Origin of the sequence: Streptomyces sp. NPDC020845 (genome assembly GCF_044334165.1) — a bacterium.
Taxonomy (GTDB): Bacteria; Actinomycetota; Actinomycetes; order Streptomycetales; family Streptomycetaceae; genus Streptomyces.
Map to the genome: position 1 here is coordinate 249,897 of NZ_JBIRSJ010000008.1, position 24,341 is coordinate 274,237.

At 68.5% G+C, this 24,341-nt stretch carries 17 protein-coding genes and 2 pseudogenes; 9 read left to right on the forward strand and 10 right to left on the reverse strand.

Translation table 11 applies throughout. From position 1 onward, the window contains the following. Positions 1-4 precede the first annotated feature (4 nt). The 3 genes and pseudogenes from ACH4U7_RS22145 to ACH4U7_RS22155 form a co-directional block, all read left to right on the forward strand. On the forward strand, positions 5-1,141 hold the full coding sequence (locus tag ACH4U7_RS22145) for an OzmP (protein WP_398529574.1): 1,137 nt from the start codon (positions 5-7) through the stop codon (positions 1,139-1,141). A gap of 11 nt (positions 1,142-1,152) precedes the next feature. After that, on the forward strand, positions 1,153-3,699 hold the full coding sequence (locus ACH4U7_RS22150) for a type I polyketide synthase (protein ID WP_398529575.1): 2,547 nt from the start codon (positions 1,153-1,155) through the stop codon (positions 3,697-3,699). Positions 3,700-4,668: 969 nt separating this feature from the next. Next, a pseudogene (locus ACH4U7_RS22155) lies at positions 4,669-5,114 on the forward strand (transposase); the annotation flags it as partial. Positions 5,115-5,175: 61 nt separating this feature from the next. Here the strand turns inward: ACH4U7_RS22155 and ACH4U7_RS22160 are convergent. Next, positions 5,176-5,829, reverse strand: a complete 654-nt coding sequence (locus tag ACH4U7_RS22160) for a class I SAM-dependent methyltransferase (protein ID WP_398529576.1) — start codon at positions 5,827-5,829, stop codon at positions 5,176-5,178. Between the two features lie 140 nt (positions 5,830-5,969). Then, positions 5,970-7,184: an MFS transporter gene (locus ACH4U7_RS22165; protein ID WP_398529577.1), complete on the reverse strand. Its 1,215-nt coding sequence runs from the start codon at positions 7,182-7,184 to the stop codon at positions 5,970-5,972. A gap of 73 nt (positions 7,185-7,257) precedes the next feature. On the opposite strand from ACH4U7_RS22165, the gene ACH4U7_RS22170 reads away from it, so the two are divergent. The 5 genes and pseudogenes from ACH4U7_RS22170 (at position 7,258) to ACH4U7_RS22190 (ending at position 10,803) form a co-directional block, all read left to right on the forward strand. Next, a complete protein-coding gene (locus tag ACH4U7_RS22170; protein WP_398529578.1) occupies positions 7,258-8,100 on the forward strand; it encodes a LysR family transcriptional regulator in 843 nt (280 codons plus the stop codon). Then, positions 8,097-8,836 (forward strand): annotated as a pseudogene (locus ACH4U7_RS22175) (transposase). The gene ACH4U7_RS22170 and the pseudogene ACH4U7_RS22175 overlap by 4 nt, the downstream one beginning before the upstream one ends. Before the next feature lie 556 nt (positions 8,837-9,392). After that, positions 9,393-9,560 (forward strand): hypothetical protein, encoded by a 168-nt coding sequence (locus tag ACH4U7_RS22180; protein WP_398529579.1) that lies wholly within the window; start codon positions 9,393-9,395, stop codon positions 9,558-9,560. A gap of 464 nt (positions 9,561-10,024) precedes the next feature. Next, positions 10,025-10,183: a hypothetical protein gene (locus ACH4U7_RS22185; RefSeq protein ID WP_398529580.1), complete on the forward strand. Its 159-nt coding sequence runs from the start codon at positions 10,025-10,027 to the stop codon at positions 10,181-10,183. 215 nt (positions 10,184-10,398) lie between these two features. Beyond that, the gene (locus ACH4U7_RS22190) at positions 10,399-10,803 is read left to right on the forward strand and encodes a peptidase inhibitor family I36 protein (protein WP_398529581.1); all 405 of its coding nucleotides are present in this window, start codon (positions 10,399-10,401) and stop codon (positions 10,801-10,803) included. A gap of 44 nt (positions 10,804-10,847) precedes the next feature. Here ACH4U7_RS22190 and ACH4U7_RS22195 read toward each other — a convergent pair whose 3' ends face one another. The 8 genes from ACH4U7_RS22195 to ACH4U7_RS22230 form a co-directional block, all read right to left on the reverse strand. Next, positions 10,848-11,285 carry a cupin domain-containing protein gene (locus tag ACH4U7_RS22195; RefSeq protein ID WP_398529582.1) on the reverse strand — a complete coding sequence of 146 codons (438 nt, stop codon included), beginning with the start codon at positions 11,283-11,285 and terminating at the stop codon, positions 10,848-10,850. 572 nt (positions 11,286-11,857) lie between these two features. Beyond that, positions 11,858-13,030 carry an SGNH/GDSL hydrolase family protein gene (locus ACH4U7_RS22200; RefSeq protein WP_398529811.1) on the reverse strand — a complete coding sequence of 391 codons (1,173 nt, stop codon included), beginning with the start codon at positions 13,028-13,030 and terminating at the stop codon, positions 11,858-11,860. Between the two features lie 38 nt (positions 13,031-13,068). Continuing rightward, positions 13,069-15,441 (reverse strand): glycosyl hydrolase family 95 catalytic domain-containing protein, encoded by a 2,373-nt coding sequence (locus ACH4U7_RS22205; protein ID WP_398529583.1) that lies wholly within the window; start codon positions 15,439-15,441, stop codon positions 13,069-13,071. A gap of 99 nt (positions 15,442-15,540) precedes the next feature. After that, the gene (locus ACH4U7_RS22210; RefSeq protein ID WP_398529584.1) at positions 15,541-17,358 is read right to left on the reverse strand and encodes an alpha-galactosidase D; all 1,818 of its coding nucleotides are present in this window, start codon (positions 17,356-17,358) and stop codon (positions 15,541-15,543) included. A gap of 47 nt (positions 17,359-17,405) precedes the next feature. Continuing rightward, complete coding sequence (locus ACH4U7_RS22215) at positions 17,406-18,332, reverse strand: carbohydrate ABC transporter permease (RefSeq protein ID WP_398529585.1); 927 nt, start codon at positions 18,330-18,332, stop codon at positions 17,406-17,408. Next, on the reverse strand, positions 18,329-19,240 hold the full coding sequence (locus ACH4U7_RS22220; protein ID WP_398529586.1) for a carbohydrate ABC transporter permease: 912 nt from the start codon (positions 19,238-19,240) through the stop codon (positions 18,329-18,331). The genes ACH4U7_RS22215 and ACH4U7_RS22220 overlap by 4 nt, the downstream gene beginning before the upstream one ends. 25 nt (positions 19,241-19,265) lie before the next feature. Further along, entirely contained in the window at positions 19,266-20,579 is a 1,314-nt protein-coding gene (locus ACH4U7_RS22225; protein ID WP_398529587.1) for an ABC transporter substrate-binding protein, read from the reverse strand. Positions 20,580-20,604: 25 nt separating this feature from the next. Further along, a complete protein-coding gene (locus tag ACH4U7_RS22230; protein ID WP_398529588.1) occupies positions 20,605-21,822 on the reverse strand; it encodes an ROK family protein in 1,218 nt (405 codons plus the stop codon). 178 nt (positions 21,823-22,000) lie between these two features. Between ACH4U7_RS22230 and ACH4U7_RS22235 the strand changes: the two genes are divergently transcribed. Continuing rightward, the gene (locus tag ACH4U7_RS22235) at positions 22,001-24,139 is read left to right on the forward strand and encodes an alpha-galactosidase (RefSeq protein WP_398529589.1); all 2,139 of its coding nucleotides are present in this window, start codon (positions 22,001-22,003) and stop codon (positions 24,137-24,139) included. The last annotated feature ends 202 nt before the right edge of the window (positions 24,140-24,341 follow it).

Below are 24,341 nucleotides of genomic sequence, written 5' to 3' on the forward strand. Positions count from 1 at the left end.
ACCCATGGCCCACTGCGCCGTGTGCTCTCTGCGAGAGGGCCATCCCGGCATCACCCTGGACGAGAACGGGACCTGCAACCTGTGCAACCTCGAAGTGGCTGATGAACTGCTGGAGAACTTCACCTACACCAACCGGATCTTCGAGGAGTTCACCGCCGCCGGCCCCAACCTCGACGGCGAGTTCGACTGCCTGTTCATGTACAGCGGCGGCAAGGACAGCACGTACATGCTGGACAAGTTCGTCAACGAATACGGCAAGCGTGTCCTTGCCTATACCTTCGACATCCCCTTCGAGAGCGAGCACGCCGCCGACAACATCAAACTGGCGAAAGAGAAGATCCCCGCGCATTTCGTGCTGGATTCGGACGAGGCCGGCATCACGACGATGATGCGCGACGTCTTCAACCGGCCCGCACCACAGAAGCCCGGAGAGTATCTCGACGAGAAACTGCCGTGCGTGTCCTGTCGGACGTTCTTCGTCATCCGGGCCATCCTCTGCGCGATCCGTAACAAGATCCCGTACATCGCCCTGTGCGCGGACCCGCAGCAGATCCTCACCATGGAGTCCAACGTCCGGGAGATCGCGCGCGGTTTCTACGAGACCTTCGGCCGCGAGCTGACGGGTCGGCTCTTCGGGGAGGAACTGGAGAACGTGCTGTTCGCCACCGACGAGGAACTTCCGAAAATCGTCTTCCCGTTCATCGCGATGCGCTACGACTACGACCCCGACGCGATGGTGCGGGAACTGAAGGAGAAGGGGCTCTACCAGTCCTCGCCGCTGGAGACCCACTGCACCCTGTATCCGCTGCTGAACTACTACTCGTTCAAGAACTGGGGCTGCATGTTCTACAAGCTGAACGCTTCCAGTTACCTGCGCGCGGTGAAGAAGAACAAGAACTACGACCGCTCCACCTACAGCATCAAGTTCCCGCGCGCGGCGAATCTGCCGGACATCGAGCAGCGTCTCCAGGACATCGTCTTCGACATTGCCCGGGGTGATGCCGACCCGCGGGCACACGAGCCGGCGCTCGTCGAGATCTTCAGGGAACTCCATGGAGACGAGAACGCGGCCCACTTCGTGGCCCGCAGTTTCCTCGACATGCGCAGGACGGCCACCCGTATGGGAATCAAGCTCGCCTGAAGGAGGCAGAGATGGACCAGCACGACGTCAGGGAATCCGATATCGCCATCATCGGCATGGCATGCCGCCTGCCGGGCGCTCCCTCCGTGGATGCCTTCTGGCGCAATCTGCGGGAGGGCGTGGAGTCGACGACCTTCCTGTCCGACGAGGAACTGCTCGCCGCGGGCGTGGATCCGCAGCTCATCGATGACCCGAGCTATGTCAAGGCCGCCCAACTGCTGCCCGATATCGACAAGTTCGACGCCGACCTCTTCCGTGTCACCGCGGACGAGGCGGAGATACTCGACCCGCAGCAACGGCAGTTCCTCGAATGCGCCCTGGAAGCGCTGGAGGATGCCGGATACGATCCCGGCGCCTACGACGGCGCCATCGGCGTGTACGCGGGCGCCGGCCTGAACACGTACCTGCTGCACAACCTCCACGACCGCTACCGCAACGCCTCCACCCTCGACGACTACCGGCTGATGCTCGCCAACGACAAGGACTTCCTGGCCACGCGGGTGTCCTACAAGTTGGACCTGCAGGGCCCCAGTCTCAGCGTCAACACCGCGTGCTCCACCTCACTGGTCGCCGTGCACACCGCCTGCCTCAGCCTGATCAGCGGCGACTGCGACGCGGCGCTGGCCGGGGCGGTGCACATCAAGGTGCCCCAGCGGAAGGGGTACCGCTACCAGGAAGGCATGATCCTCTCCCCGGACGGACACTGCCGCGCCTTCGATGCCAAGGCGCAGGGCACCATCGTCGGGGACGGCGTCGGTGTGGTGGTCCTCAAGCGGCTGCGCGACGCCCTCACTGACGGCGACTTCATCCACGCGGTCATCAAGGGCACCGCCGTCAACAACGACGGTGCGGCGAAGGCCGGATACACCGCACCGACCGTCGAGGGCCAGGCGGCCGTCATCCGCGACGCCCAGCAGATCGCCGACTGCCCGCCGCACACCATCGGATACCTTGAGGCACACGGCACGGGCACACCGCTCGGCGACCCCATCGAAGTGACCGCGCTCAACGCGGTGTTCACCGAGGACACCGAGGCGATCGGCCGCTGCGCGATCGGCTCGGTGAAGACCAACATCGGCCATCTCGACGTCGCCGCGGGCATGGCGGGCCTGATCAAGACGTCGCTGATGCTGCGCCATGCCGAGCTGGTCCCCAGCCTGAACTTCGAGTCGCCCAACCCGGAGATCGACTTCGACGCCGGGCCGTTCCACGTCGCCACCGAACTCACCGACTGGCCCGCCATCGACGGCGCGCCGCGCCGCGCCGGCGTCAGCGCGTTCGGGATCGGCGGCACCAACGCGCACGTCGTCCTGGAGGCGCCGCCGGCCCGCCCGGCGCCGTCCAAGCCCCGCCCGGCCGAACTCCTGGTGCTCTCGGCCCGCTCGCCGCAGGCCCTGCAGCGGGCCATGGCCGACCTGGCCCGGCACCTGCGAAAGCATCCGGAACTCTCGCCCGCCGACGTGGCCAAGACCCTCGGCGTCGGCCGCCGTGCCCATCGTCACCGCTGCGCCGTGGTCTGCTCCGACCTGCGCGAGGCAGCCCTCGCCCTCGCCCTCGCCGACCGCGAGCAGCTGATCACCGGGGATGTCGTTGACGACCGCCCCGACGTGGTCTACGGCGTGGCCGACCGGCTCGGGGACGGCGGCACCCACGCCGTGGCGCTGCTGCGCGCACTGCCCGCCTACCGCGCGGAAATCCAGGCATTGACCGGCACGGACGGCACGGACGCCGAAGCGCTGCTGGGCTCCGACGACACGGCAGCGGCCCTGGTCGCCCAGCTGGCCGCCGCCCGCCTGTTCACCGCGTGGGGTGTGCGGCCCGCCGCCGTGACCGGTGGCCCGGTAGCCCGGCTCGTCGCCGCCTGCCTGTCCGGCGAGCTCACCGTCCCGGAGGCACTGCGCCTGCTCGACACGGACCCGGACTCCTGGACCGGCGTTCCGCGGACGCCCTCCGACACTCCCCCGGGCGCCCTGCTGCTGCGCCTCCAGCCCGACGGCACCGCTCCGCCCGGCTTGCACCGCACCGCACACGACCTGGCGACGGTGTGGACCGCGGGAGCCGACGTCGACTGGGACGCGTTCTACGGCGGCGAGCAGCGCTGCCGTGTCCCGCTGCCGCATTACCCGTTCGAGCGCACGCGTCACTGGGTCGAACCGGAACACCGCACCGCGCGGCGCACACCGGAACCCGACACCCTGACCGAGCGGCTCGCCGCGGCTGTCGGGCCCGAACGTGTCGACATCATCACCGAGTTCGTGCGGCAAAAGATCGCCACGGTCCTGGGCGGGGAGGCAGGCGGGCTCCCGGAGACCGACCGCAATCTCTTCGACATGGGCCTGGACTCGCTCATCCTGATCGACGTCACCGCTCACCTCGGCGACGCGCTGGGCGAGCAGGTGGAGGCGTCCGCGTTCGTCGAGTACCCCACGATCCGCTCCTTCTCCGAGCACCTGGCCATCGTCCTCGGCCTGGTCGAGGAGTCCCCGCCGCAGCAGGACGGCATCCGGACCTCCCGGCGGGCCCAGCGCGCGGCCGCCCGCCACACCGGCCAGGCCTGACCCCCTCCCGCGCGACCGCGGACGACAAGCGAAAGCTGCTGCCGAGCCTGCCGGCCCGGGCCCGGCGAGCGACGGCGTGGCGATCGGATCTGATCGCCACGGTCACCCCGGCCTGAAGCCGCGCCGGCTGCGTCGCCCGCCTGGCGCAGCGCCCCGACCGTGGCGTGGTGGGGCGCTCCGCTGTCCGCGGTCAGGCGGGCGCGGCTCGCTGGCGTGGTAGCTGTCGAGGTCGGGCTGCCAGTTGGCGGGGTCTTTGTCGTCCTTGGTCCGGTTGGACCGTGCTGAGACGGCGATCAGCTGACACATGGGCCACAGGAGTACCCACCCTTGCGCCTTTCGAACAGGATCATCCGATTGAAACCATCACGTGCAAAAAATCCTGTTCCCCTAGGCCTCGCTGGGCACGTCAACAACACTCCGGCGAAGCCCGATAGTCCGGGCATTCCGAACCACTGCCCCGATGCCGCCAGGCATCCTTGACCGGCACCCAACCTGGGAGCGCCTCAACGAGACACCTCGAATTTACGGGGAAAAGGAGTGTCGACTTGAGCCGCAAGACCAGCTGGCCGCTCTCACGCTGTCGGGAGCCGGGACAGGGGGTGTGGTGGTCGTCTATCGCTGCCTCGATGCGCAGGCCGGTGCCGAGGACTGCGAGTGAGATGGCTGCGGTGTTCACCCAGTCGTGGCCGCCGACGGTGAGTTGGTCGAGAGCGAGGATCAGAGCCGCGACGGCGAGGGCCGTGTTGCCGAAGGCCCTCGCCGTGCTGGTGGTGTGTCGTGTCATGTCGAGCAGATTCCAGCTCACAGGTCCAGCCGCCCACTGGCCGCATCGAAAACGACCACCAGACCGACTGACCGCCCCTGAACCGCACCCAGCTCACAACCGCATCGGCTTCTCGGCACGATCGGCTCGGTGGCCTCATCCGCGAATACAAGCAGGTCGCGTACGGTGACACCGTTTCCGGCACCCACACCGTCGGCGACGACACGTTCGGGGGTGTCAACCGGCGTCGCAAGGGTGCCGATCACAGTCTCGCCGCGCTCAAGAGCATCCGGGCCGTCCGCCCGGACGGCGCCCCGATCTACGTCATCCTCGACAACCTCTCCGCCCACAAAGGCAGCAAGATCCGCCGGTGGGCGGCCGGGAACAAGGTCGAGCTCTGCTTCACGCCGACCAACGCGTCCTGGGCCAACCCCATCGATGCGCACTTCGGGCCGCTGCGGCAGTTCACTCTCGCCAACTCCAACCACCCCAACCACACCGTCCAGACCCGCGCGCTGCACCACTACCTGCACTGGCGCAACCAGAACGCCCGCCACCCGACGTCCTGACCGCCCAGCGCCGGGAACGCGCCCGTATCCGCAGCGAGAAAGGCATCCGCTGGGGCGGCCGCCCTCTCAACCCCGCGGCCTGACCACCGCGGCGTGGCCCTCGGCGATCTGACATGAGCGGCCTCGCCGCAGGAACAAGCCCCGTCAGGTCCCTTCGGGCTTGCGGGCCAGCAGGCAGGCGTGCGGTCTGTTCACCCGTCCGCCAGGCTCCTGCTCCAGCCTCGCAGTGACGACGAGTCCGGCCTGCTCCAGCAAGCCGACCAGGCGGTCCAGGGGCAGGAGATACGACTCGTAGGACACCGGACGGCCATAGCCCTGGGTCGGCTGCAGCCGTTCATCGCCGACATAGTCTCCCCAGAGCAGGTAGCCGCCGGGCGCGAGCGTGCGGTGGAACTCGGCGAACACCGCCGGCAGCCACTGCGGGGGCGTGTGATGGGTGGAATACCAGGCCAGGATGGCGCCGAGCTCGTCGTCCCTCATCTCCAGCGCGGTCATCGAGCCCTCGGTGAACCGCAGGTTCGGATAGGCGTGCCGGGCCAGCCCGATCATCTTCGGCGACAGATCGACGCCGAAGGCGGGCACCCCCAGCCCGGCCAGGTGCGCCGTCACGCGGCCGGGGCCGCATCCCAGGTCCGCGACCGGCCCCAGACCGGCCGTCCGCACGAGTTCGGCGAACCCCGCCAGCATCGCGCGTGACAGCGGGTCCATCGCGGCTGGAGGCGGGACGCGTTCGACGTAATCGGCGGCGACCGTGTCGTACGACTCGCGGACGGCGGTCAGAAAAGAGGGCTCAGCCATGCGGGCGACCCTAGACCAGAGAACTGACACACTAGAGGTTGTCCCGTATGGGGTTGGGGTTATCCCGTGAGGGCCATGTTGTGGAGGCGTGCAGCGCCGAGCATGGCCTGAGAAGGCTCAGCCACTGGACGGCAGGCAGATCATCGCGCGTCCGAGGCCTCGATGAAGCTGGGATCGCTGCGCACCGACCGCGTTCGGATGGGTGAGCGCCGGGACAGCAGCCATCCCATCAGCGCGGCGGCGAGGCCGGCCAGGCCGGCCGCCGCGAAGCCGCCTGCCGGTCCGGACGTGTCGATCGCCCCGCCGACGATCGGGACGCCGAGGGCGAAGCCCGCGCCCAGCGCCGAGGACTGCAAGCCTGTCGCCTCACCGCGCACGCTCGCGGGTGCGAGCCGGCTCACGGCGTCGGACAACGCGGAAAGAGCCGGTGCGGCAAGCAGCCCCGCGCCGCAGCCTGCCACACACAACCAGCGCCAGTCGTGGGCCAGTCCGGCGGGAATGGTTACCAGCCCGAGCAGGCCGAGCAGCAGCCAGGTGGGCAGCGGTCGCGGGAGCGCGCCGTACAGAAGCCCGCCGGCGATGGAGGCCGCGCCGTACACGGCCACCACGACGGCGGCCCAGGAGACCTGGCCGGCTTCCTTGAGAGTGGCCACGATGGCCAGGTCGGTACCGTTGAGCACGATCGTGGCGCCGAACGCCATCACCAGCACCGCGATCATTCTCGGGCCCAGCCACTCCCGGCGACGGGGGCGGTCGGCTGGGTCGGCCGGCGCCTCGTCCTCGGCCCGCAGCGGGGGGTTGAGCAGGGCGATCCCCGCTCCGCCCGCCACGATCGCAGCGCCGACGCCCCAGGCCACCACGCCGGAGGGCAGTTGTGTCGCGCAGAGGATCACGATCGGCGGGCCCACCATGTAGGACAGCTCGCCCTGTACCGCTTCCAGCGCGAAGGCGGCCCGGCGCTGTCCCGCCTTCGTCATCGCGGCGATCGCCTGCCTGGTCACCATCGGGGCCGGCACCATCAGCAGACCTGCTACGAAGGCGGCGGCCAGCAGGGTCGTGTACGGCAGTACCGCGACGCTCAGCCACCACGCGACCTGAACCACGACGGTGATCAGCAGCACGATACGCGCGCCCCGCCGGTCGATCATGCGGCCCAGCAGCGGACCGCCCAGCGCCAGACCGGTGGTCATGGCCGCCGCGGCTCCTCCCGCTGCCGCGTAGCTCATGTCCAGGCCCAGAACGACGTACATCGTCAGCGCCATCCCGGAGGCCGTGATCGCAATGCGGGCGAGCAGCGAGACGCCCAACAGCGATGCCATCCCGGGCACGGCGAGCACCTGTCGGTATCGAGTCACCCGCGTGACGCTAGCTCCCATCATCTGGCGATAGGAAGTGGCCATATGATTGGAGCCGATATAATGGATTTTTATGGCCAGGGATCTGGAGATCGTACTGCTGCGGTCGTTCGTTACCGCTGTGCGGGCGGGCAGCATCAGCCGCGCCGCAAGCGCGCTGGGGCAGAGCCAGCCCGCGCTCAGCCAGCAGTTGCGCAAGCTTGAGAACACCGTCGGTAGCCCCCTGCTCCTCCGGTCCACGACCGGCGTCTCGCCGACCCGCGCGGGTGACGAACTCCTGCCATACGCGGAGCGCATCCTCTCGCTCTCCGCGCAGGCACTCACCGAAGCCGGCCGCGCACTGACCGGCCACTGCGGCGTCGGGTTGCTCGAAGACCTCGCCGCGTCCCAGCTTCCGCAAGCCCTCGCCGACCTCGCCCGGCTGCATCCAGGCGCGACGCTTGAGGTGCTCAGCCTCTCCGGCGACGCGAGGCGCGAGGCGTACGACGCGGGACGCGTCCAACTCGTGCTCGACGAGGCGGCGGACGTTCCCGGCCGGCCGCGCTGGACGGTGCGCCGACCGCTGGTCTGGGCGGTCGGCCAGGGTGTGGACTTGGCTGCCGATCCGCTACCCGTGGTGCTGTTCTCGGGCCCGTGCACATGGCGTGCGTCGGTGCTGGAAGGGCTGGAAGGTGCCGACCGCCGCTGGCGGGTGGCGTTCGAGAGCAACAGTCTCGTCGGTGTGCTCGCCGCGGTGCGGGCCGGGCTCGGCGTTACGGCGGTGCTGCCCGGGAATCTCGAACCGGCCATGGCGTGCCACGACGCGGACGCCCTGCCCAGCCTGCCGGACGTCGAACTCGGCCTGGCCAGGCACCCGCGGACCGAAGGCGATCCGCTGGTCGATGCCGTGGAGACCGCGCTACGACGCATGGTCTGAGCGGCGCCGCCCTCTGCCCGTCGTTGAGCCCGGTGCAGTTCGACCGTCTCGTCGCGTTGGTGCTGCGGCGGGGTGGTGACATCCAGCGAGGCCGGCCGTGGCATTGCCGCTGGAGGACCGGGTGTTGCTGGTAGCCACGTACTGGCGCACGAACTTGACGTTGCGGCAGGTGGCACTACTGTTCGGGATCTCGAAGTCGGCCGCGGACCGGATCCTGAACCATCTCGCGCCGCTGCTGGCGATCTCTCCGGCCCGCCGCGGACGCGAGGGCACCGTGTACATCGTCGACGGCACGCTGGTGCCCACCCGGGACCGCACTGTCGCGGCCTCGAGCAAGAACTACCGGTACTCGACGAACCCGCAGGTGGTCATTGATGCCAACAGCCGCCTGGTGGTGGCCATCGGTGACCCGCTACCCGGCAGCCGCAACGACTGCCGGGCCTTCACCGAGTCCGGTGTCGACCGTGCCTGAAATGGTGTTCCCACCCTCGCTGATGGCGGCTACCAGGGCACCGGACTGCTCATCCCGCACCGCAAAAGACGAGGCCAACGGCGTCTGAGCCCGCAGCAGGAGGCCAAAAACGCTGTCCACCGTCGGGCCCGGGCACGTGTCGAGCATGCCCTGTCGCGCCTCAAGAACTGGAAGGTTCTGCGGGACTGCTGACTCAAGGGCAACGGCGTTCACCTGGCCATGCTCGGCGTTGCACGCTTTCACAACATGGCCCTCACGGGATAACCCCAACTCCATACGGGACAACCTCTAGCCACCCAGACATCGGTCATCAACGCTGGGACGTCTGCTGCGGCGACACCACGCCCCGGCATGCCCCTGTCTCGCTTGGCACACTTTTTCTTCGCTGTGGGTCCCAGCGGACTGTCCCGCTACGGCGCCACAGAGCCGGATACGGCGCTCATGTGTGCCGTTCAGAAATGCGTCGCTGCAGCTCATAGGCTGTCTGGTGGCCTCGTGGGCACGCTGGGATCATGCCTGGGTGACCGTCTCACTGGTGTATCAGGTGACGCGGAGGCCGCTCTCCGTTCCGGCGGTGCCGTTACGCAGGCAGGCAAGGACGCCGAACTGCTGGTACTTCGGCATGAGAACGTGGTGCTGCGCAGGCAACTCGCGGGTCCGGTGCGGTACGAGTCGGTGGATCGGCTGTGGTTCGCGGCACTGGCTCCCCGCCGTAGCGGGCCGCCATGGGGTGCTGCGCCGGCACCGTGAGCTGCTGCGCCGCCGCCACGCGAAGGCCTCCCGCCCCAAACGGCCGGGACGACCCCGCGCTGTACGATCCGTGCGCGCCCTGGTGTTACGGCTGGCACGAGAGAATTCCAGCTGGGGGTACCGGCGCATCCACGGCGAACTCGCCGTCCTCGGTATCAAGGCCGCCGCCGGCACCGTGTGGAACATCCTCAAGGACCACGGCATCGACCCCGCACCCGAACGCCAACACACCACCTGAGCGACCTTCCTGCACTCCCAGTCCCAGCCCATCCTCGCCGCCGACTTCTTCGAGACCAAAACCCTCACCGGAGCGACTCCGTACGTCCTCGCGGCGATCGAGCACACCACACGCCGCGTGCGGATCCTCGGCGCCACCGCACCAGGTCATCCAGACCGGCATCCGGATGCCGCGCATGAACGCGATCATGGAACGTTGGGTGCGGTCATGCCGAACCGAACTCCCAGGCCGCACCCTCACCTGGAACCAGACCCATCTCCTCCACGCGCTACGCGAGTACGAAGCGTTCCACAACGAGCACAGGCCTCACCGCACTCTCACAAGCGCCACACCGCTCCACCCACTACCCGAACCGATTACCGACCCCGACCAACTCGCCCATCTCCACATCCACCCATGCGACCGCCTCAGCGGCATCCTGCACGAGTACCGACATGTCGCTGTGACCAGCACGGACGAGGTTCTTGGCAGGTCACTGGTCAAACGGCGACATCGGCAACCTCGCTGCCGCCAACCTGGCCCAGATCACCCGAGCAGTCAAACTCAGACTCAAGCAGATCCACTACCGCCCCCACCTCGTCGACGGCTGCCTCGCCGACACAGACCTGATCATGGACGGTTGACCGACATCACGCATTCAAGTTCGGTAGTCGCTACGACTTTTCGGTCAAATAACACTGGAATTTCGCCGGGACACTCCCGCGTCCGGCGCCGGACAACCCATCCGCGCTACACCATAGCTCGCACCTCAGCCCACAGGGGGACGGGGGGAAAGCCGGGACGACCGGTGCGGATGGATCGACGGAAGGCAGTGAATACTGTGCGTTGGTTGAAAGGTATGAACACGGCCCTGGGGCTCGCCGCCGCGGTTGCGGTCACGGTGCCCACCACGGCCCAGGCAGCACCTCTGGACAACACGCGGGTGACTTCCGCGAAATCGATCAGCTCATGGGAGCAGTGCCCCGAGTACTACTTCTGCATCTGGGAGTACGGGAACGCCAACGTGGGATCGGTCGGGGGCCATTGGGCGCGCTTCTACTACGGCTCGGAGAACTTGGCGAACCCGGTCGAGGGCTACGTCTTCAACGATAAGGTCCGCTCCGTCTGGAACCGCACCGGCGATGTCTGGTGCCTGTATGTCGACAAGGAATGGGGCGGCCCCAATTGGCCCGTCGGCAACTGGCGCGGCAACTCCTCGCAGTACGGTCATGCGAACGACATCAGTTCACTGAAGAGGTGCTAGCAAGTGCCGTATCAGGCAAAAGTCTCTCGTGTCGATCTCGCGGGTCAGCCTTCGGAGGGACGCGGGGCGCGCAGGTGCGCCCGTTCCTTCAGCTCCTCCTCGTCGACCAGCGTGAGCATCGGCCGGCCCGGCGCGCACACCATGATCACCACGAACTTGGTCTGTGCGTCCGACAGGGCGTTGCCGTCCTGGTAGTGGATCACGTCACCGCCTGGCTCCCAGAACGTCCCACCGGCCTCGACCACACGCTCCAGCTCACCCTCGAGCTCGAACCGGAGCGCGCCCTCCATCACATAGCCGAACGACGGGCCCGAGTGGCGGTGCGGAGGGAGCCCGGGGTGACTGGGAGGCCACTCGACGAGGATGGTCATTCCCGAACCACCTTCGGGAAAGAAGGGCGGAGTGACTTCCTGCAGCAACTTGACTTCGGGCGGCAAGGAGACCTCGTGGGCGCTCCCGCGCTCTGGGTTCTTCGCTGACATGTACCACACCTCCATAAGCCTGCCCGAATGGATGATCTTGCGTCGGCCACCGCATTCCGGACCGGTGCACCGACCCACTCGTTCGGCTGTGACCAAGGTCGCCGGTTCCCTGCTCACACAACTCGCTTCGCGATGAGGACATGCCACAGCCCGCATCCGTGACAGGCCGTGTGCCTTCTGTCTCGCCCAAACCGTCTCGACACCACCCTCCCTCCCATCGGCGGCCGCCGCAATCCGGGAGCCTGTGCCGCTCGAAAAGTCATCGCCGCAGGTGAGCGGGGCGCGATCAGTCCACTGGGATCATGTCCTCCGTGATCGTGTCCTTGCTGCACAAGGTGACCCGGAAACTGCTCACTGTTCCATCGGTGCTCCTGCGTCGCCGGACGGCGAAGGAGGCGGAACTGCTGGTGCTGCGGCACGAGAACGCGGTCCTGCCCGCCAGTTGGCCGGACCGGTCCGCTATGAGCCCGCCGACCGGTTCTGATTCGCCGCCGTGTCCGGACAGATACCCCGGCGCCACTGGCGCGAGATCTTCCCTGCCACCCCCGGCACCCTGCTTGCGCCGATGCACCCTACGTCGCGGAGCAGTCGAGGCTTGCGAGGTCGACCGCGTCGGCCATGGCCTGCATGCCTTTGTCGTTGGGGTGCACGTGGTCGCCGTTGTCGAGGAAGGGGAGCATGCGCTCGGGGTCGTAGGGACTGCGCAGAGCCCGGTCGAAGTCGGCCACGCGGTCGAACTCGCCGCTGTCCCGGATGAATGCGTTGATCTCCTGCCGTACGGCCTCGCCTGCCGGGTCCCATTCGGGCCAGCCCTTGTAGGGGCCGACCGTGGCGCCGACCACGCACAGTCCGGCGTCTTGGGACCGCTGGATGATCTCCCGGTAGCCGTCGATCACATCCTGCGCCGTCACCCCGGTGTGGGCCTTGATGTCGTTGATGCCCTCGAAGAGGAACACGGTCCGGACCCCGGGGTGGGACAGGACATCGCGGTCCAGCCGGTTGAGTGCGCTCTGTCCGGCGCCGTCGGCGAGCAGCTTGTTGCCGGAGATTCCTTCGTTGGCAACTCCCTCGACGGTCGTCGCGGTGGACGTGCGCAGCCGGCGGGCCAGGTAGTCGGGCCAGCGGCGGTTCAGATCGGTCGAGGACTGCCAGCCGTCCGTGATGGAGTCGCCCAGCGCGACCACCGCGCCGATGGAGGCACTTGTCCGTACGGTGACGGCGTCGAGGTAGTGCCAGGAGCCGGTCCGGTTGACCCAGTTGGTGGCGCTCTCTTCTGCCGTGTGATCGCCCTGGGTGATGTACGACGTCGCCATGGCCATGCCGTGGCCGGTCGCGGGACCCGCGGCGTCCGGGCTGTGCACGCTGATGACCAGGTCGGACCCGGCGGCCAGCCGGCCGGGCAGCGGGTCGCTGAAGACGGTGCGTCCGGCGGGGACGGTGACCGAGCGGGCGCCGTCGAACGTGAGCCGCTTGTTGGTGCCGCGCACCAGTTCCGCACCCGACTTCCGCACGCCCGCGTAGACGCTGTCGAAGGTCACCGGCCGGTCGCCGAAGGCGTTGGACAGGCGGATCCGCAGGTTGTCGCCGCCGGCGCTGGTGTGCACGACGAGCCGGTAGCCGCGCCCGGCGACACCCTCGCCCAGGCGGTCGGCGCTGGCGCCCCAGGTGATGACGTCGTGCCGGCGAGCCGCCTTCCCGGAATCCTCGGCCAGCGCCTGCCCGGACGGGACGACCAGGGCGCACATCATCGCGAGCGCCCCGCCCGCGGACGCGATCCGGCGGATCACCGGTCGAAGTCCTTGAGCGTGACGGACGCACCGGCCTTGAGCACCACATTGCGGGTGCGGCCGGCGAACTCGACGGTGGTCGTGCGCCCGCCGACGCTGCGGAGCCTCACCGAAGTGGGCTTCGCGTCCTGCCACTTCACATCCACGACGAATCCGCCGCGCGCGGGAAGGCCGGTGATGTGGCCGGAGGAGGCCCATGCGTCCGGCAGGGCCGGGAGCAGTTCCAGATGGCCGGGCCGCGAGTACAGCAGCATCTCGGACATCGCGGCCGGAGTGCCGAAGTTGGCGTCGATCTGAAAGATGCCGCGGCCCTGCTCCACCTCGTAGACGTCGAAGAGGTTGAAGGCGGTGCCGTTGCTGCCACCGCTGGACGGGCGGAGGTTGTTGACCACGAGCTGGTAGGCCTTCTCGGCGTCCTTGAGCCGGGCCCAGCACAGGCTGCGCCAGGCGTTGGCCCAGCCGAAGCTGTTCATGCCGCGCGCGGTCAGCTGGGCGGTGGCTGCGTCGACGATCTTCTTGGGGGTGGAGCCGTCGGGGCGGATGCGGTCGCCGGGGAAGAGGCCGACCAGCCCGGACAGGTGCCGGTGCGTGGTTTCGCCGAGGTTGTCGGGCGACATCCACTCCTCCAGCCAGCCCGTCTTCGGGCTCACCTGCGGCAGGTACAGGCGCTTGCGCATGCCGGTGATGGTGTCGGCGTAGGCGGTGTCCTTCTTCAGCAGGGCGGAGGCGGCCGCAAAGTTGCCGAACAGCGCCCACACCAGTTCCTGGGCGTAGGTGATGCCCTTGGCGTCGAGCGGGCCGTGCTCCGGGGACCAGTCGCTGTCCGCGATCAGCACCTCCTTGGTGGTGCCGGGGAGGGCGTGGGGCAGCAGCCGTGCCTCCCAGAACTCGCAGGCGCCCTTGAGAAGCGGGTAGATCTTCGTGAGGTAGGCGCGCGACTGGGTGTACTCGTAGTGCTCGTACAGGCTGTTGCACAGCCAGGCGTTGCCCGCCGGGTGCCACCACCAGCCGCCTCCGCCGTAGGGGTTGGTGGAGATGGCGACGGTCCAGCCGGCGACCCTGCCGGTGGAGTTGCGGTAGCGGTTGCGCGGGTCGTTGAACAGGGTCCGGGTGAGCTTGGTCCAGGAGGGGAGCTGGGCGAGGCAGTAGTCGGTGAAGGTGTCGAAGCACTGGGAGAGGCCGGTCCGGTCGGCCATCCAGTAATTCATCTGGATGTTGATGTCCGTGTGGTAGTCGCCCATCCAGTCCGGGTCGTTGCCGTCCAGCCACAGGCCCTGGAGGTTCAGGGGCAGGCTGTCGCGAGATCCGGAGATCATGAGGTATCGGCCGAACTGCAGGTAGGCGGCTTCCAGTTCGGGGTCGGGGACGAGGTCCCGGGTGCGGGCGTGGAGACGTTCCCAGGTGTCCAGCTCGCGCTGCTCGGCGCTGGACGTGCCGAGCGAGAGGTCCAGTTTTGCGTAGAGGGCACGATAGTCGGCGATGTGGGTGCGCCGGAGGGCGTCGGCGGACTCCGACGCTGCGTCGCGGACCTTCGTACGGGCCAGCCGCTCGGGGTCGAGGGAGGGGTTGCGGAAGCCCGCGGCGGCGTCGGGCGCGTAGTTGGTGCCGGCGCTGACGACGATGGTGAGTTCCCTGCAGTCGGAGAAGTCGATCCGGGTGTCGTTGACGGTGACCTTGCCGCCTGTGGCGCGGGCCTTGACGGCGGCGCCGTAGCGCAGGCCGTTGGGGAGGGTCGCGCCGAAGGACTCGGCGGCGGTGGGGTTCTCGCCGTGGGTGCCGGTCAGGGTGATGGTGCCGGTGTAGCGGCCGCCGCCACTCTGTGTGAAGCGCAGGACGATGACGTCGTCGGGGTGGCTGGCGTACATCTCGCGCCGGTAGGTGATGCCGGAGCGGACGTAGGAGCTGGTGACCAGGCCCTGGGCGAGGTCGAGGGTGCGGCGGTAGGTGTTGACGGCGCCGAGGTCGTGGTCGGGGATGTCGACGGTGAGCTTGGCGAGCAGCGTGAACGAGCCGAAGTCGGAGCGTCCATAAGGGAACTGGCCGTCCTTGTCCAGGGTGTCGTTGAGGCCGCCGGTCCACATGGTGGCGTCGGAGATCAGCAGCACTTCGCGGCCGGAGTCGTTGCTCGCGAGGGCGCCTATGCGGCCGTTGCCGATGGGCAGGCCCTGTTCGATCAGGGAGCCCTCGTCGCCAGGGGCTTGCCACCACAACTGCTGACGGGCGGCGTCGGCGGGCAGCGGAGCTTCGGCGGGGCGGGCGGGCGCGGCGGAGGCGGTGAAGGTGGGCAGCGTGCCGGCGGCGGTGAGGGCCGCCGTGGTGGCGAGGGAGAGGAGGGTTCTTCTGCTCGGGTCGTCAGGGCTGGTGTTCATGGCGGCTCCGGATGCGTCTGGAGTGGGGGGACGGCGCAGGGCCGGGCCCCGGGTGGGGGCTGCGCAGGGCCGGGCCCCGGGTGGGGGGGCGGAAGGAGATCAGCGAGACTTCTGTACGTCGATCCGGTCGATGTCCGGCGCGTAGCCGTCGCTTCCGCTGTCGATGGTGATCGTGTTGGCCCCGGACTTCAGCTTCACCGGCACATAAACGCTGTTCACCGTGGTCCAGTCACCCGTGGAAGCGAACTTGTGCGAGGTGGCGCCGCCGCCGTTGGCGGAGACCAGGGCAGACCGGGCGTCGCCGCTGATGTAGGAGACCTTGACCTGGTAGGTGCCTGCCCTGGGCACGACGACGTCGTTGACGGTGAGCTTGCCGCCGCCGTAGAGGTTGCCGACCTTGCGGCCGTCGGAGCAGGCGGAGCAGTCGGCCACGGAGGCGTTGCCGCTCAGGTCGCCCGCCTCGGCCTCGTAGCCGGTCCACGTGAGGCCGGTGCCGCGCGGGGTGACGGTGAACAGCCGCGAGCCGTGCGCGGGCAGCGCCTGGGTGATCTTGTCGGTGTAGGTGCCGAGGTTCTCCTTGTTCCACACGTCACGCACCGAGGCCTTGCCCTGGAAGCCGAGGGTCGACCAGTTCGCCGTCACGGAGGCGGGTGCGTCGGACAGGTTGAACAGCGCCACGCTGTAGGTGCCGTCGGGGTTCTTCGCGGCCCACACCTGCTGCGGGTCGGATGCGGTGACGGGCTCGGCGGGCGGCGCGCTGCTCTGGTTGATCGCGATGACCTCCCGGTTGGTCAGCAGCGACAGCCCGTAGGAGTCGAGGCGGGTGAGGTCGTCGCCGGTGTAGAGCGGAGACTTGGCGATCGCCCACAGGGTGGCGTAGCTCTGCCGCTCGGCCTTGGTGAGGCCGTCCATCTCGCCGTTGCCGACGTTGAGGGAGTCGAGGTCGTTCCAGCCGCCGGGTCCGGCGTGGTCCGTCCAGGCCGGGGCGTGGTCCCACCGGTCGTCGACCGAGTTCTCCCAACTGACCAGGGTGTTGCAGTAGCACTCGACGTCGGTGTCGATGCGCCAGCCGTTGGAGTACTTCTTCCAGTCCTCGGCGTGGCTGTAGGCGAGGGACCAGGACAGCTCCAGGTGGAGGGGGCGGCCGGCGGTGTCGATGGCCTTCTGCCAGGCGGCCACGTCGGCGACGTTGTCGTAGTTGTCGCCGCTCTTGAAGGAGCCGGGTCCGACGCCGTCGAGCTTGAGGAAGTCGTAGCCCCAGTCGGCGAACATCTGCGCCTGGGAGTCGATGTACTTCTGCGCGCAGGGATCAGAGAAGTCGATCTTGTACGAGCTGTCCCAGCCGTTGGTGGTGCGCAGGTCGTCGTAGACGATGTCGGCGGTGGTGCAGCCCTCGGCCTTCCAGATCGGCGTCCTGCCGTCGTTGTACGCCTCCTTCTGCAGGCCGACCGGGAGGTAGATGCCGGCCTTCAGGCCCCTGGAGTGGATGCGGTCGGCGACGGCCTTCATACCGCTCGGGAAACGCTCCGGGTCGGCCTTCTGTCGGCCGTACTCGTCGAACTGCGACTTCCACGACCAGTCCATCCACCAGCCGGCGTCGATGTTGATGTACTCGTAGCCGAACTTCTTCAGCTTGGCCGCCATGGCATCGGTCTGCTTGTCGACGTTCGCCTCGGTCAGATAGCTGTAGTCGCCCTTCGGGTTGAGGCCCGGGTACTTCGACGACTGCATGGTCCAACTGGTCCAGCCCATGTAGGGCTTGGCGGCCAGGGTGGTGGTCGTGGCGGCCGGGGTCGTGGGGGCCTCGGTCTCGGCCCGCGCGGCGGGAACGGTCGTCGCGAGTTGGGCGGTGAGGGCCAGGACGACGACGGTTCTCAGCCGGCGTCCGGGCAGGGCTGCGTTCGAGGTTGACCGCATGGGCCGTACCTCCTTGTGTTCGGTGCGGCGAGGGATACGAGGGCGGCTCAGCCCTTGCTCGAGCCGATGGTGAGCCCGCTGATGAACTGACGCTGGAGCGCGAAATAGACCAGCAGCGTGGGGATCGCGGTCATCAGGGCGCCGGCCGCGATCAGATTGGGGTTGGTGAAGTACGCGCCCTGGAGGTTGGCGAGTGCGGAGGTGATGGGCCGCTTGTCGCCGGTGTCGATGAGGACGCGAGGCCAGAAGAAGTCGTTGTAGATCCAGATGGACTCCAGCGTGGCCAGTGCGGCGAAGGCCGGCCGGCACAGCGGCAGGATGATTTGGAAGAACTGCCGCCACACCGGGGCGCCGTCGACCTGTGCGGCCTCGGTGATCTCCTTCGGGATCGTCTGCATGTAGTTGCTGAGAACGAAGGTGCAGAATCCGCACTGGTACGCGACGTGGATCGCGATGATGCCCCAGGCCGAGTCGTACAGCAGCATGGAGTCGCTCATCCACCACGGCAGCGGGATCAGCAGGTACAGCCGGTACAGCGGGGTGATGAGCACCTGGGCGGGCAGCAGGTTGCCCGCGGTGAACAGCATCAGCAGGGCGAGGTTGAAGCGGAAGTCGAAGCGGGAGACGAAGAACGCCACGGCCGCGGAGAACAGCAGCGTGCAGAGCACCGCGGGCACGGTGATGAGGATGGAGTTCCAGAAGAAGTGCGGCATGCCGGACTGGGTCCAGGCATCGGTGAAGTTGTCCAGGCCGAAGCTGCGCGGCAGGGAGAAGTAGCCGTTGCTCGCGGTGTCCTCGTACGACCTGAGCGAGGTGTACACGGCCCACAGCAGCGGGACGAGCCACAGCAGGGCGATACTGCCGAGCAGCATGTGCCGCCCGAGGGCGCGGGGCGGCCGCCTGGGTCCGCTCTTCGGCGGTTGCCGGCGTCCTGTCCGGGTGCGGGAGGCGGGCCGCTCGACGGTGGAGGTCACTGGTCCCCCTTTCGGAAGGTCTGCACGAGGAAGGTCCCGATTGCCGCGAGCGACATGAGCAGCAGGATCACGGCGAGGGCGGAGCCGTAGCCGATGTGGCCGGCCTCGCCGACGATGTTGTCGGTGATCAGCAGGGAGAGCAGTTCCATGCCGGGTTTGCTGCCGGTCCCCCCGCCGAGGACGTAGACGATGTCGAACGCGCGCAGCGACTCCATCACCGTGACGACGAGGATGATGTTGTTGACCGGTTTGAGTGCCGGGAAGATCACCTTGAGAAAGGTCTGGCGTCCGTTGGCGCCGTCGAGGGCGGCGGCCTCCCGGAGGGCCGGGTCGACGCTTTTCAGTCCCGCCAGGTAGAGGATCATGATGTAGCCGGTGTGCCGCCAGCCCGAGGCAACGAGGACGGCCCACAGATTCAGGTCGGGGTCGCCGAGCCAGTCGATGTGGTGACCGGCCCCGACGACGCCGAGGAAGCTGTTGAGCAGCCCGGTGTCGGGGTTGTAGATGATCTCCCAGATGAAGCCGACCACCGCGAGGGACAGCACCATCGGCAGGAAGATCGCGGTCTGGTAGATCCTGGTGAATCGAATCTTCTTGTCGAGCTGGTACGCCAGGAAGATACCGAACGGGGTCGGCAGCAATGCCGTGAACAGCAGCCAGATCACGTTGTGCTGGACGGCCGGCCAGAACGGCGGGTAGTTGGTGAAGATCTGGGCGTAGTTCTCGATGCCCGTCGGGTGGATGTCGGACAGGTCGATGCCGTCCCACGTGGTGAACGACAGCGCGATCGAGGCGAGGGCGGGCAGCCAGACGAAGACGAGCAGGGCGAGCAGGGGCAATCCGATGACGAGCGTCAGGAAGAGACGGTCGCTCCGGCTCAGCCGCCCGGGGGAAGTCGCGGAGGACACAGTGCGCAGGCCTTTCCGGTCCCGGTCAGGAAGTGAAGAAGCGTGAGCGCTGGGACTCGATCTTCTTGAGGGTGGCGGTGCCGTCGTCCGGGTGGCCCAGCCACTCGACCAGGCCGGGCAGGACGACGGTGGAGATGAAGCCGGGGTCGCTGTCCCGGTCGGCGAACTGGCTGATGTTCTTCGCGGAGTTGATCAGTTCGGCCGACTTGGTCTGCAGGGCGTTGTACGAGCCGGTACCGGCCTGCTCGTTGGCGGCGAGGTTGCTCGGGTCGACGCCCATGTACAGCTCCTCGGCCCGGGCGCCGCCCAGGAACTCCAGGAACTTTTTCGCACCGTCCTCGTTCTTCGGCTTCCGGCTCAGCATGAAGCCGTCGGTGGGTGCCTCGACGGCGTCCAGGCCGTGGACGCCGTCGATCTCGGGGAAGGGGAAGAAGTCGATGTCGCCGCGTATCGCCTCGTCGGTGATCTGCTGGCCGATGAACAGGCCGATGACCGCCATGCCCGACTTCTTGTCGATGAGCGACTGGGCGGCGTCCTGCCATGAACGGCCGCCGCCGCCCGTCTGGTAGTAGGGGGTCAGCTCGCGCCACAGGTCGAAGATGCGTACGACGCGCTTGTCGGTCCAGGAGACCTCGCCGCGCATGAGCTGCATGTGGAAGTCGTAGCCGTTGGCGCGCAGGTCGAGGTAGTCGAAGGCACCGAGGACGGACCAGCTGTCCCCGCCGCCGTAGCCGGCGGTGACCGGAGAGAGTCCGTCCTTCTTCATCCGCTTCGCGAGAGCGATGAAGTCGTCCCAGGTGGCGGGGGCTTCGTACCCTCGGTCCTGGAAGAGACTCCTCCGGTAGAACACCGCCCAGGGGTAGTTGTAGAGCGGAACGAAGTAGTACTTGCCGTCCTCACCGCGCGAGAGCTGCTTGGTGGCGTCGCTGAACCCGTCGCCGATGACGTCCCAGACCTCGTCGACGGGGCTCGCGAGCCCCTTCTTCGCGAAGTACTTCATGCGGTAGCCCGCGAACCACGTGAAGACGTCGTCCGGAGTGCCCTGCAGATAGCTGGTGATGCTGTTCTGAAAGGTGTCGTGGTCGACCGTGTTCGTCTTCACCGTGAGGCCGGAGTCCTGGGTGAACGCCTTCGTGACGGCCTCGTAGGCCTTCTTGGGCGTGGCGTCGGCGCCGTTGGAACCGAACGTGACCGTCTTGGGGTCGGCTCCCGGGCCGCCGCCGCAGGCGGTGAGGACGGGAGCGGCCAGAGCGGCCGCGGACAGGCCGAACAGTCCGCCGACCACTCTGCGCCGGCCGGGGCTCCGCGCAGCCAGGGGGAAGCTGCTGTGCTGCGTCATTCGTCGCTCCTCGTGCTCGTGCGTGCTAGGTGCGCGCGGCAGCGCCATTGGTGCGCTGCTGGTGGGTGTCGGATCTGATGAAGCTCTGGATCGCGGTGGCGGCCGCACCGCGCGCCCACTCCTCGAAAGGCAACGGGCGGGTCTGTACGTCGCACTGCGCGGCGGAGCCGAACGCGTACGCGGCGAAGGTGTCGCGGATCTGGTCGGCGAACAGGTCGTAGGCGGCCAGGCCCTCGCCGGAGATGATCACTCGCTCGGGCCCGAACAGGTTGGCCATGGTGGCGATGCCGCGGCCGATCGCCTCGCCGGCGGCGGCGTAGACCTCCCGCACTCCCGGGAACCCCCGGCGCGCGAGGTCCACGGCATGGGCGGAGTCGGTGACCGCGGTCCCCGTCGTCTCGGTGATGCGGGCGAGGATGGCCTGGTCGGCCGCGATCGCCTCCACACAGCCCCGGTTGCCGCACCGGCACATCGGGCCGGCCGGATCGATGGCGACGTGCCCGATTTCGCCGGCCACCCCGTGCGCCCCGGCCACCACCTGCCCATGCACCACGAGTCCGCAGCCGATGCCCGCGCCGACGGTGACCAGAGCAAAGTCGGACAACCCGACGCCGGCGCCGAACCACTGCTCGGCGACGGTCAGGGCACGCACGTCGTTCTCCACGGTGACCGGCAAGCCAGTGATGGTGTTGGCGAGTTCGCCGAGCGCCACGCCACGCCACTCCAGAAACGGCGAGTAGCGGACGGTTCCGTCGAGGCGGTCCACGTCGCCGGAGACGGCGAGGCCGAGGCCGAGCACCGGGACACCGAAGCCTTCGGCCTCGGTGAGCAGCTCCCGCACAAGCTCCGAGATCGCGGCGAGCACTGCTGCCGGGGCCTGATTCGTCAGCGGCAGGTGCCGGGCCACGCGGATCCGGCAGCACAGGTCGGTGAGGACGCCGATGAGTTCGTCGCCGGTCGCCTTGATTCCGACGAACAGCGCTCGGCCGGCGTCGACCCGCACCGGATTGGCCGGTCGCCCCAGTGCCCGGCGGGCGTCGTCGACGTCCTCCACGAGATACCCGGCCCCGATCAGCGGCCGTACCGCCTTGGTCACCGCCGCGGCTGACAGCCCCGTGCGCTCGGCCACCTCGGAACGGGTCAGGGGACCGTGCGAGAGCAGCGTGGTGAAGATCTGGGCGGCGGCGGGCGTCTGTGCCGGTAGGGCCTCGGGAGGGGGCGTCGGAGGGGAAGTCGACTGCATGGCCGGGAACTTAGGGCCCTTATTTTCTGGTGTCAATGAAAGAAGCGGGAACTCGTGAAAACTCTGGTGGTGCTCGCTCGAGGCATTCAAACTGGGTGCTGTGCATACCAGTTGACAGCTGATCGAAGGTCACGTTTGCTCACGGTCAGCATCGTCCCCGCTTGGAACGTGAGGCCTCATGCCGCTGATCTCCCATTCCCCCGAGGCCGGGGTCTGGCTGCTCACCACCCCGCGCACGTCGTACGCCCTGCGTATCGACGAGACCGGTGCACCCGGCCATGTCGCGTGGGGACCACGGCTGTCCCTGGCGGAGGCCCTGGAGCTGGCCGTTCCGCTGCAGGAGGCGCACAGCAGTTTCGAAGGGCGACGTGCGGTGGGCGAGGAGCTGCCGGCGGATGACGGCGTCCACTACGGGCCGCCGTCGCTCCAGGTACGCCACATCGACGGCACCCGCGGTTTCGAGTGGTGGCTTCAGGGGCACGAGGTGCTCCGGCGGCCGTCATCCGGCGCGGAGGAGCTGGTCCTGAGGTTCCGCGACCGTCTGTACCCACTGGAGGTGGCGCTGCACTACCGGGTACGCGAGGACACCGACGTCATCGAGCGCCGGACCGTGCTGCGCAACGCGGGCGCCAACCGTGTCGACCTGCTGCGCGCCGACTCCGCCGCCTGGACGCTCCCGCCACTGCCCGGGTACCAGCTCAGCCATGTCACCGGCCAGTGGTCGGCGGAGACCCAACTGCGCCGAGAGCCACTGCCGTACGGCGAGACCGTGCTGACCAGTCGCCGCGGCATCACGGGTCATCACGCCAACCCGTGGGTCATGGTGGACGCAGGCGAGGCCGACGAGGAACACGGCCGGGTCTGGAGCGCGGCCCTGGCCTGGAGCGGCGGCTGGCGCGTCACGACGCAGCGCACGCCCGACGGCCGGGCCGGCTTCACCGTCGGCGTCGGACACGAGGGCACGGTCCTGCCACTCAGTCCGGGCGAGAGGTTCGAGACGCCGATGTGTGCCGGGCTGTTCACTGACGGCGGGTTCGGTGCCACCACCGGGGCGTGGCATGACTACATCCGGACCCATGTGCTGCCGCGCGCGGGCGAGTTGGCTCCGGTGCTCTACAACTCCTGGGAGGCGACGGGCTTCAACGTCGACGAGGACGGTCAGAAGGCGCTGGCCAAGCGGGCTGCCGCGCTCGGCGTGGAGCTGTTCGTCGTGGACGACGGCTGGTTCGGCGCGCGCCGCAGCGACCGCTCGGGCCTCGGCGACTGGACGCCGGCCCCCGACCGGTTCCCCGACGGGCTCGGCCCGTTGGCCGACCATGTGCACGGGCTCGGCATGCGGTTCGGGATCTGGGTCGAGCCGGAGATGGTCAATCCGGACAGCGACCTGTACCGCGAGCACCCCGACTGGGTGTTGCACCTGCCCGGCCGGCCACGCACCGAGATGCGCAGTCAGCTGGTCCTCGACTTCTCCCGACAGGAGATTGCGGACTGGGCGTACGGCTGGCTCACCCGGCTGGTCGCCGACCACGGCATCGACTTCCTGAAGTGGGACATGAACCGCGCCATTGGCGAGGCGGGCCGGCCCGGCGAACCGGGTGGCGGCGATGCACTGTGGACGCGGTACGTGACCAATTTGTACGGGGTCCTCGACCGGCTGCGTGCCGACCATCCGCAGCTGCGCATAGAGACGTGCAGCGGCGGTGGCGGCCGGGTCGACCTGGGCATCCTCGCACGCACCGACCAGGCGTGGACGTCCGACAACACCGACGCCGAGGACCGGCTCGCCATCCAGCACGGCTTCGCCCACATCTATCCGGCGTGCTCCATGTCCGCGTGGGTGACGGACGTGCCGAACCAGCTCACCGGCCGTTCCGTACCCTTGTCGTTCCGCTTCCACGTGGCGATGTCCGGCCTGCTCGGGATCGGCGGCGACCTCTCCCGCTGGACGGAGGACGAGGTCACCGAGGCCGCCGGACTGGTGGCCACCTACAAGCGGGTACGTCATCTCGTCCAGCAGGGTGCCATGTACCGCCTCTGCGGGCCGACGGGGGAGGGCCCGACCGTCGTGCAATACGCCGGAGACGGCGCCGACGAGGTGCTGCTCCTCGCGTGGCAGCGCGGACCTCGGCACGGTGCCCCGCGCCAACCGGTCCGCCTGCGGGGCTTGACCCCGGGCGCCCGCTACCGCGACACATACACCGGAACGGTCCACCATGCGAGGATCCTTGCCGACTACGGGCTGCACCTGGACCTGCCGCCCGGCGACTGGGCGAGCACGGTGCTGCACCTGGTACGTGTCCCGGCAGAGGGCTCGTGACGTGTTACCCATGCCCGACGGACTGCGTCGATGCAGCGGGCGGAGAACGAAGCGACCCTGGGGGTGCCGCCCGACACGGAACGCGCCCTGAGGCAGGACGGCGCGGCGGAAGGGCCGGCCGGTCGGCCGAGGTGTCACCGACGGCGGCGCGTTCGGGGCGACCGTGGGCCCCGTGGCCGACCGCCGCCCCAACGGGCGTAGC